The organism is Halorubrum persicum (assembly GCF_002727125.1).
GTDB lineage: Archaea > Halobacteriota > Halobacteria > Halobacteriales > Haloferacaceae > Halorubrum > Halorubrum persicum.
Genome location: NZ_NHOA01000002.1, coordinates 23385 through 30016 on the forward strand (window position 1 = coordinate 23385; position 6632 = coordinate 30016).

Below are 6632 nucleotides of genomic sequence, written 5' to 3' on the forward strand. Positions count from 1 at the left end.
CGAGGTGATAACACCGGTGAACGGAGACGATACCGCGGACACGTTCATACGTTTGGCTCGCGTTCGGTGTCGTATGCGAAGCGTTCAGCGGCTCGCCGTGGCGGCGGGGCTCGTGCTCGTCGCGGTCGGCACGAGCGCGGTCGCGGCGCCGTCCCTCCCCGAGCGCGTGGTGACGAACTGGGACGCCGCCGGGCGGCCGGCCGGCACCCTCCCGCGAGCGACGGCGGTCTGGCTGTTCCCGGCGCTCATGGCCGTACTGGTCGCGCTTCTGGCCGCACTGCCGCGGATCGACCCGCTCCGCGAGAACGTCGCCGCGTTCCGTCCGACGTACGACTGGTTCGTCGTCGCGCTCTCGGCGTTCCTGCTCGTCGTTCACGGGGGTATTCTCGCGTTCAACCTCGGCTACGAGTTCCCGTTCACCTCGCTCATCCTAGCTGGCGCCTCGCTGCTCGTCTACTATATCGGCGCGGTGCTCCCGCGGACCGAGCGCAACTGGTTCATGGGGATCCGCACGCCGTGGACGCTCGACAGCGACGCGGTGTGGGACAGGACCCATCGACTCGCCGGGCGGCTGTTCAAGCTCGCCGGCGTCGTCGGCGTCGCAGGGTTGGCGTCCGGCGAGTACGCGGTGTTCCTCCTCGTGGCCCCCGTGGTGACGGCCGCGGTCGCTTCGGCGGCGTACTCCTACGTCCTCTACGTCCGGTTGGGGGAAGACGACGGGACGGCCGATCCGGGCGCCGGGACGTAACACCGACCCGCGCCTTCAGGACCCGAGAACGTCGGACAGGAGTTATGTGGATGCCGGCGCCATCTCCGGGTATGAGCTATCTCGTTGCAACCGACGGCTCGACCGAGAGCGACGAAGCGGTCCGGTACGCCGCGAGACAGGCGGTCGCGTTCTACGAGACGCTGGAGATCGCCCACGTGTTGACGCCGGACTCGGAGCTGGTCGACGGGACGATCATCCTCCCGGGGGAGGAGGCCGCCGTCGACGCCGGCCAAGGGGTGCTGGAGAACGCGCGCACCGTCGCCGAGGAGGCGGTCGGCGACGAGCCGATCGACGTGGAAACCCAACTGCTCACCGGGCGTCCCGCCGACGCGATCACGGATTACGCGACCGATCAGGCCGTCGACGCCATCTACGTCGGTCACCGCGGCCTCTCCGAGGAGCGCGAGCAGGTCGTCGGCAGCGTCGCGAAGAGCGTCGTCGACAAGGCCGACGTGCCCGTGACAGTGATTCGGTAGCTGTCGTCCGTCAGACCCGACTGCGGCGGCCCGTCCCCGCCGTTCTCGCCGTCCGGGCCGGACCCGCCGGCGTCACAGGCGCCGGAAAGAACCGCCATTATCGGTCCTTCAAAGCCGCGTTGCGTCCTAATACGTGTGATGCCCGAAGACGCGCTCGTCACGGCGGACTGGGTGGAATCGAATCTCGACGCGTTCGAGAGCGACGACCCGGCGTACCGGATCGTCGAGATCAACAATCCGACCGTCACCGACGAGTCGGAGTACACGCCCTACGAGGAGGGTCACATCCCCGGCGCGCTGAACTTCGAGTGGGACGAAGTGTTCACCGACGAGACGGAACGCGACATCGTCTCGAAGGAGGACTTCGCGGCCCGCAACGGGGAGGGCGGCATCGAGGCCGACACCACGGTCGTGGTGTACGGCGGCGGGCGCGTCCCCAACTGGTTCGCGCTGTTCGGCTACTGGATCTACAAGTACTACGGCCACGACGACGTGCGCGTGATCGACGGCGGGAAGGGGTACTGGGTCGCCAACGACTACCCCCTCACGACCGAGGAGCCCGACTTCACGCCCCGCGAGTACGAGGCCCGCGGCCCCTTCGAGAGCGTCCGCGCCTACAAGGACGACATCGACAAGGCGATCGACGAGGGGATCCCGATGGTCGACGTGCGCTCTCCCGAGGAGTTCTCCGGCGAGGTCATCGCCCCCGAAGGGCTCAACGAGACGGCCCAGCGCGGCGGTCACATCCCCGGCGCGAGCAGCGTCCCGATCGGGACCACCCTGAACGAGGACGGCACGTTCAAGAGCGCCGACGAGCTCCGCGAGCTGTACGCGGACGCCGGCGTCGACGGCAACGAGTCGACGATCACCTACTGCCGCGTCGGCGAGCGCTCGTCGATCGAGTGGTTCCTCCTGCACGAACTGCTCGGCTACGACGACGTTCGCAACTACGACGGCTCGTGGACCGAGTGGGGGAACCTCGTCGGCGCGCCGATCGAGACGGGCGAGTAAGCGTCCACACCGCACCGGAGTTTCGCCGCTTCGAACGCCGTCTGCCGCTCGACGGCGGGCGTGCGTGTCGCCGTGTTCCGGTAGTCATCGGTGTTTGAACACCCGTGAGCGGCGGCGGGGGAGCGGTTAGCAACGCTCAACGGCGGGGGCGCGTGCGAGGCGATCGACCGGTCGCGTGGTGCGAACGTATTTACTCTCGTGTGCCGTATTGTGAATCATGGACCAGAACGTCGGCCCCACGGACAAACGCGTTAGAACGGCCCTCGGTGCGGTCGTCGGCATCGCATCGCTCGCAACGCTCGCCGGAGCAGTACCGCTCCCGGCGCTGGCCGCGCCCGTTCTCGGCGTTGCGTCCCTGCTCATGCTCGGGACCGCAGCGACCGGAACGTGCGCGCTCTATTCACTGCTGGGCGTGGACACGTGTTCCGTGTCTCCCAGTGAATCGCGGTAACGCTACCCGCCTCTTTCCTACCGTCTATCGACAGCAGATAACGCCGTAGTAAGGCTCAAACAGTCGCTTCTCGCCGCTTTCCGTTCTGCGCCGACGGCAGCCTCAAGTGTGCGTAGCCGCAACCTCTGTCATGAGACAACGAGGGACATTAGCCGGCGTCGACCGTCCGCACGACGAGGGCTCGCTCGCGGGTGATCGGCCGTGAGCGACGACCCAGCGGTCCTCGTTATCGGCGGCGGGGCGACCGGGGCGGGCGTCGCCCGGGACCTCGCGCTCCGCGGCGTCGACGTGACGCTCGTCGACCGCGGCGGACTCGCGAGCGGGACCTCCGGCCGGTCGCACGGACTCCTCCACAGCGGCGCCCGCTACGCGGAGGCCGACGCGCCCGGCGCCGAGGAGTGTCTCCGCGAGAACCGGACGCTCCGTGCGATCGCCGGGGCGTGCGTCCGCGAGACCGGCGGGCTGTTCGTCCGCCTCGCTGGCGACGATCCGGACTACTTCGAGGAGAAACTTGCCGCCTGCGAGGAGATCGGGATCGAGACCGAGCGGCTCGACGCCGACGAGGCGCGAGCGCTCGTCCCCGGCCTGTCCGAGGACGCCGAAGCGGCGTTTCGGGTGCCCGACGGCATCATCTACCCGTCCAGGCTGGTCGCCGCCAACGCGGCCGACGCCGAGCGACACGGGGCCACCGTCCACGTCGACGCGCCCGTCGAGGGCATCGAGGCGAGCGACGGCGCGGTGTCGGCGGTCCGTCTCGGCGGCGAGGTCGACACCGTGCTCCGACCGGACCACGTCGTCAACGCCACGGGGGCGTGGGCCGACCGGATCGCGGAGATGGCCGGCGTCGAAGTCGGGATGGCGCCGAGCCGCGGCGTGATGATCTCCGTCGAGTACGACGGGCTCGACCCGGTGTTGAACCGGTGTCGCGACCCCGACGACGGCGACATCGTCGTCCCCCACGAGGGGGAGGCCGTGCTCGGCACGACGAGCGTTCCGGTCGACGACCCCGACGAGTACGAGCGGGCCGACTGGGAGGTGGAGCAGTCGGTCGAGGAGTGCGCGGCGATGCTCCCCGCCGTCGCCGACGCGCCGACGGTCAGGACCTGGTGGGGCGTCCGCCCGCTGTACGCGCCCGACGAGGCCGGTTCGGACCGGCGGGGCATCTCTCGCGGGTTCAGCGTCATCGACCACGCCGACGAGGGCGTACGAAACCTTCACACTGTGGTCGGAGGGAAGCTGACGACCTACCGAGAGATGGCCGAAGCGACGAGCGACGCCGTCTGCGAGCGGCTCGGCGTCGACGAGCGGTGCCGGACCGCGAACGAGCGGCTGCCGGGCGCCGCGGACCCGGCCGAACTCGACGCGCTCGTCGAGCGGTACGGCGGAGCGAACCCGACCGATTCCGGGGTCGTCGACGCCGCGGCTGACGATTGAAAAACGGAACGGAGGTTCCGGAGGAACAGCGGGGTCGCTCCCGGCTACTCGTCGTCGATCAGGCCGCCGAACACCGATGTCGCGGTGTCGGGCACGTCGAAGTCGTGGTAGTGCTCGCCCTTCTCGTTCGAGAGGATGTTGAGCGCCGCGGCGGCGCCGTCGCCGGCCGAGATGACCGCCTGCCACTCCTCGGCGCGGACCATCGCGCCGGTCGCGTACGCGCCCTCGACGCTCGTCTCCATCGAGACGCCGACGTCGACGAGGTCGCCGTCGAACTCGCAGCCGAGCGACTCGGCGAGGTCGCGGCTCGCGCCCGTCGCCAGCACGACGTAGTCGGCCTCGTACTCGTCCGCCTCGGTCGTCACGCGGAAGCCGTCGCCGTCCGCTTCGACCCCGGTCACTTTCTCGTCTTGCTTCCGATCGACCCCGAAGTCGTCTGCCTGCTGTCGGGCGGTCGCGAGGAACTCGCTGCCGCCGACCGAGCCGATTCCGGGGTAGTTGAACAGGTGCGCCTTTGATACTCCCGAACATTCAATAAGTATGTCGTTCAATCCAATAGCATGGCTACAAAGCCTGAAGAGGAATACGCCCGTATGAGGAAAAGAATAGACATAGCAGATAGTTCACACCCTGAAGGTAAGGATTCGGGGAAAGAAGAGGGGTATATTCTACCTGAAGAGGCTGAATACATCAAAGAATGGCTAGACGCTAAGGATAAAGACAATATCAGTACCCCCGATCCGGACAATAACCAGCTTGAGAAACAAACTCTCAACACATACGGCGATAATGTCCGTCTAGTTGCTAAGAGATTAGACGTATCTCTCATTGAGGCTGATACGGACAAGATTAATCAGTATATGGATACTCTCATGGATAATCTTAGCAAATCTACCGTTCAGTTATATCAATGTTCACTTGTTAGCTTCTACAGGTATCATACTGATTTAGCAGTAGATCCTGAAAAGATAGTTATCCTCAAAGATGAACCGACTAAGGTAGATGAACAAGATATTTTCAATCGTTCAGATATTGAATCTATGCGTAACGTTATCCCGAACGATAGGGACCGGGCGATATTTGAATTAGCTTTGAATACCGGACAAAGAATCAGAGCGTTACAATCGCTTAGAGTGAAAGACGTGAAACCTCAGGAGGGAGTATTCTACCTGAATAACGACGTTACGGGATTGAAAGGAGCCGACAAACAAAGCCGAAAGCGTCCCCTCCTAGGAGCTAGAAAAGCCTGTTTAGACTGGTTACAAAAACATCCTACTTCAGATAAACCAGAGTCGGCGTTTATCACTCATCTACCCAAATATGAAGAGAGATACGGTGATAAATTCGGTGAACCCCTATCGGCTCAACATATCAATAGACGGCTCAAAATGATAGGTGAAGAGGCTGAAATCAATAAGCCGACTAATGTTCATAATTTCAGGCATAGTTTCGTTACAATAGCCAAGAGAGATTATAATTTAGACGACAGTACAATCAAATTCATCATAGGCCATGCTAAGGATAGCTCTGTTATGGAATCTACATATTCGCACTTAACGGCGGACGATCACATATCTAAAGCTGAAGTAGGAGCCGGGATTAAGGAAAAAGAAGAATCCTCAACACTAACACCGGAAATTTGCCCTACCTGTTACAAAAACTTAGATCCCGGCGATAAGGCTTGTTCAGGGTGTGGCGAGATATTCACACCGGATGCACAAGCTGCTAAAAACAAAATGAGTAACGACGTATATGAATCCAAAGGAGAGGCTGAAGGTGAAGAGGAAAGCGCACTAGACCAAATGAAAGACCTACTGAACGAGAATCCTGAATTGATTAACGAACTTACGGACAATCAGTAAGCAAAGACACTATCCTTTGTCTCTGGCGTATCAGTAAGACTCTCTGGCGATTCTGTAGTGTTGCTAGTGGTTTTGGTCGTATCGATATTGAACGACTCACAGAGGCTTTCAGCTATCCATGAAGCGGGTAGATCCGAATTTGCTACAGTCTTTAGAGACTCAATATCGCTTTCAGATAGATCGCTCTTTTCCATATCTATCTTCGGCTTGTAGCATACTCAATAAATGACTTTCGTGAGTTACGTTACCAAAGGGTGTAATTCAAAACGAGCGGCAGAACCAAATGCACGTTCTGTATTCAATCACCCTAACAGAAAAAGACGTTTTGAAAAACGCCTCTCCTAACATGTGTGGGATCCGTATTGTCCCCCGGATCCAAGGGTCATGAAGAACCGACTCTATCATCACTAGAACCGGAAAGCGTGAAGAGCTTTCTTTATCCCACAAAGGGGAAAGGACATCAGTTTGCCCTTACGTATAACCAGAGCCTTCAGACTTAAATATTTGTCCATTTATCTTTGATATTTTTGGTCATTTGTCCATTTCAGTTTTGTTATATGTATCAAATTTGGGATTTAATTAAAAACCCATATTAGACACTAGGGGATATGGCCGATTTCCGTCGCTCC

General features: G+C 61.1%; 6 protein-coding genes and 1 pseudogene. 6 read left to right on the top strand and 1 reads right to left on the bottom strand.

The window, feature by feature from the left end:
* The first annotated feature begins 73 nt into the window (after positions 1 to 73).
* The 5 genes from DJ69_RS00165 to DJ69_RS00185 all read left to right on the top strand — a co-directional run bounded on the left by DJ69_RS00165 (position 74) and on the right by DJ69_RS00185 (position 4141).
* Complete coding sequence (locus DJ69_RS00165; protein ID WP_099253747.1) at positions 74 to 748, top strand: SdpI family protein; 675 nt, start codon at positions 74 to 76, stop codon at positions 746 to 748.
* A gap of 71 nt (positions 749 to 819) precedes the next feature.
* A complete protein-coding gene (locus DJ69_RS00170) occupies positions 820 to 1245 on the top strand; it encodes a universal stress protein (RefSeq protein ID WP_099253748.1) in 426 nt (141 codons plus the stop codon).
* Between the two features lie 138 nt (positions 1246 to 1383).
* Positions 1384 to 2256, top strand: a complete 873-nt coding sequence (locus DJ69_RS00175; RefSeq protein ID WP_099253749.1) for a sulfurtransferase — start codon at positions 1384 to 1386, stop codon at positions 2254 to 2256.
* A gap of 217 nt (positions 2257 to 2473) precedes the next feature.
* Positions 2474 to 2707, top strand: a complete 234-nt coding sequence (locus tag DJ69_RS00180) for a YgaP family membrane protein (protein ID WP_099253750.1) — start codon at positions 2474 to 2476, stop codon at positions 2705 to 2707.
* Between the two features lie 201 nt (positions 2708 to 2908).
* Positions 2909 to 4141 (top strand): FAD-dependent oxidoreductase, encoded by a 1233-nt coding sequence (locus DJ69_RS00185; RefSeq protein WP_099253751.1) that lies wholly within the window; start codon positions 2909 to 2911, stop codon positions 4139 to 4141.
* A gap of 44 nt (positions 4142 to 4185) precedes the next feature.
* Here DJ69_RS00185 and DJ69_RS00190 read toward each other — a convergent pair.
* Positions 4186 to 4662, bottom strand: a pseudogene (locus DJ69_RS00190) (FAD-dependent oxidoreductase); the annotation flags it as partial.
* Between the two features lie 39 nt (positions 4663 to 4701).
* On the opposite strand from DJ69_RS00190, the gene DJ69_RS00195 reads away from it, so the two are divergent.
* Complete coding sequence (locus DJ69_RS00195; protein WP_099253752.1) at positions 4702 to 6003, top strand: tyrosine-type recombinase/integrase; 1302 nt, start codon at positions 4702 to 4704, stop codon at positions 6001 to 6003.
* The last annotated feature ends 629 nt before the right edge of the window (positions 6004 to 6632 follow it).

Coding starts and splice junctions, on each gene's coding strand:
- DJ69_RS00180 (WP_099253750.1), top strand. CDS start 2,474: ATGGACCAGAACGTCGGCCCCACGGACAAACGCGTTAGAACGGCCCTC.
- DJ69_RS00175 (WP_099253749.1), top strand. CDS start 1,384: ATGCCCGAAGACGCGCTCGTCACGGCGGACTGGGTGGAATCGAATCTC.
- DJ69_RS00170 (WP_099253748.1), top strand. CDS start 820: ATGAGCTATCTCGTTGCAACCGACGGCTCGACCGAGAGCGACGAAGCG.
- DJ69_RS00195 (WP_099253752.1), top strand. CDS start 4,702: ATGGCTACAAAGCCTGAAGAGGAATACGCCCGTATGAGGAAAAGAATA.
- DJ69_RS00165 (WP_099253747.1), top strand. CDS start 74: ATGCGAAGCGTTCAGCGGCTCGCCGTGGCGGCGGGGCTCGTGCTCGTC.